Origin of the sequence: Pseudoalteromonas sp. SR44-5, assembly GCF_014163675.1 — a bacterium.
Taxonomy (GTDB): domain Bacteria; phylum Pseudomonadota; class Gammaproteobacteria; order Enterobacterales; family Alteromonadaceae; genus Pseudoalteromonas; species Pseudoalteromonas rhizosphaerae.
Genome location: NZ_JACJDT010000170.1, coordinates 1 through 572, shown reverse-complemented (window position 1 = coordinate 572; position 572 = coordinate 1). Strand labels below are relative to the sequence as shown.

Annotated in this window: 1 protein-coding gene; it reads right to left on the bottom strand. The window is 54.7% G+C overall.

All coding sequences use genetic code 11. The features are described 5' to 3' along the window. Window positions 1–572 (bottom strand): Ig-like domain-containing protein (locus tag H5154_RS23075; protein ID WP_182719768.1); only part of this gene is annotated, 572 nt, incomplete at both ends.

Here is a 572-nt window from a genome sequence, read left to right as displayed (position 1 = left end):
TCGCTATCGGTGCCGGTATTGCCTGCGGAGTCTGTCACACTGACATTGACTGTGTACTCGCCTTCGATAATCGCATTACTGGCCTCCACGGACCAATTGCCTGCGCCATCCGTTGTTGCTGTCGCGCTTTGTACTGCGCCATTGGCAGCGATGATTGTAACGTTCACTTGCGTACCCGCTGGCACCCCACTGCTTTGGCCACTGATGAGCGGAGTAACATCACTGCTATCTGCCAGCGCATTCACGCTAATGACCGGCGCGGTGACATCAATTAACCCGGTCACACTCGCACTGGCTGGGTTCCCCGCTTGATCTGATACACTTGCAGTAACCGTATAAGTACCTTCTGCTAATGCATCCAGCGCCGGCACTGACCATGTGCCTGATGGTGTCATTTGCGTAGTGACTGTGTGTGAATTACCCGCGGCATCATTAAACACCAGTGTCACTATGCTGCCCTGTGGCGCACTGGCGGTGCCACTGATGGTAGGCGTGGTATCGTTACTGTCGGCTGGCGGATTAATACTGATATCCGGCATGGTGGTATCAATGATCCCAGTGACGCTGGCGGT